The organism is Thiocapsa sp. UBA6158 (assembly GCF_002423035.1).
GTDB lineage: Bacteria > Pseudomonadota > Gammaproteobacteria > Chromatiales > Chromatiaceae > Thiocapsa.
On the sequence record NZ_DIUM01000039.1, the window covers coordinates 1 to 1,418 of the forward strand.

The 1,418-nt window shown below is 60.9% G+C and carries 1 protein-coding gene and 1 pseudogene; both read left to right on the top strand.

What is annotated here, in order from left to right:
- Nucleotides 1-161: 161 nt before the first annotated feature.
- Nucleotides 162-719, top strand: coding sequence for a thioredoxin family protein (locus B4N44_RS06140; RefSeq protein WP_296698075.1), 558 nt, complete (start codon nt 162-164; stop codon nt 717-719).
- Nucleotides 720-1,078: 359 nt separating this feature from the next.
- Nucleotides 1,079-1,418, top strand: a pseudogene (locus B4N44_RS06145) (transketolase); the annotation flags it as partial.

The following is a 1,418-nucleotide window of genomic DNA, read 5'->3' on the forward strand; positions in this document are numbered from 1 at the left end:
AACGCATCAGTTTCGGTCACACCCCACGGGCTCACGGGCTCACGGGCTCCGAGTCCACGCAGCCGGGCAGCGCATCGCCGCAAAGGATTTTGCAACCGTCGACCTTCCGGTAACATGCGAGCACATCCGATCCGGCCCAGGCGTTTACTCGGAGATCTCTGATGGCATCGCTTGAAACCCCCGTTTGCGACTTCGGGCGCCCCGCTCCGGATTTCGCGCTCCCCGGCACCGACGGCAAGATTTGGACACGCGACGCCTGTGCGGGCGAGCGCGGCTTGCTCGTCATGTTCATCTGCAATCATTGCCCCTACGTCAAAGCCGTCAGGGAGCGCATCGTCAGAGACGCCCGCGAGCTGATCGCACTCGGAATCGGCTGTGTTGCCGTCATGTCCAACGACCCGCAGGACTACCCGGAAGACTCCTTCGAGAACATGCGACGGGTCGCCGAGCAGTTTCGCTTCCACTTCCCCTACCTGCTCGACGAGAGCCAAGCCGTCGCGAAGGCGTACGAAGCGGTCTGCACGCCGGACTTCTTCGGCTACAACGCAGCGCTCGAGCTCCAGTACCGCGGACGCCTCGATGCCAGCCGCAAAGACACGGCTCCGGACGATGCGAAACGCGATCTTTTCGAAGCCATGGAGCAGGTTGCACGGATCGGAATCGGTCCCGACCGGCAGATCCCCAGCATCGGCTGCTCGATCAAATGGAAGACAAGGTGACCGTCGCGACGGGCTCGAAAACGTCGATCCGTACGAAAATCCTGGTCATTTGCTTGCGCAATTCTTAATATTAGGAACTGATAACTTCCTTTTTGACGGTATAAGTTTGTTTTGATTTTCGGGTCGGCACTCTTCGTCCACAATGGCGGACCTTCGAAAGGGTCTCGATACCGGCCATCGCGTCTGCGTACGCGAAGCTCCGCCGATCGAAACCCCGATCGCTCCGGCCGCCAGCCCTGCATACTGTATTCCGACGCAGTGCCACCTTGCCGTCACCCGCCCGACGCCGATCGATCGGCGGATGTGACTCGCGGCACGCATGACCGACTGACTATTGCTTCTGAACCTAGGAGGGACTGATGTCCTCACGTAAAGATCTTGCCAATGCCGTACGAGCGCTCGCGATGGATGCGGTCCAGAAGGCCAATTCGGGTCACCCGGGTGCGCCGATGGGCATGGCCGATATCGCCGAGGTGCTCTGGAACGACTTCATGACGCACAATCCGGGAAATCCGGCCTGGCCCGACCGGGACCGCTTCGTGTTGTCGAACGGCCACGGCTCGATGCTGATCTACGCCCTGCTCCACCTGACGGGATATGAGCTCGGGATCGAGGACCTCAAGCAGTTCCGTCAGCTTCACTCCAAGACCCCCGGGCATCCTGAATACGGCTACGCCCCGGGCGTGGAAACCACCACCG

Excerpts from the sequence above, each read along its gene's own strand:
- B4N44_RS06140 (WP_296698075.1), top strand. The coding sequence starts at position 162 with ATGGCATCGCTTGAAACCCCCGTTTGCGACTTCGGGCGCCCCGCTCCG.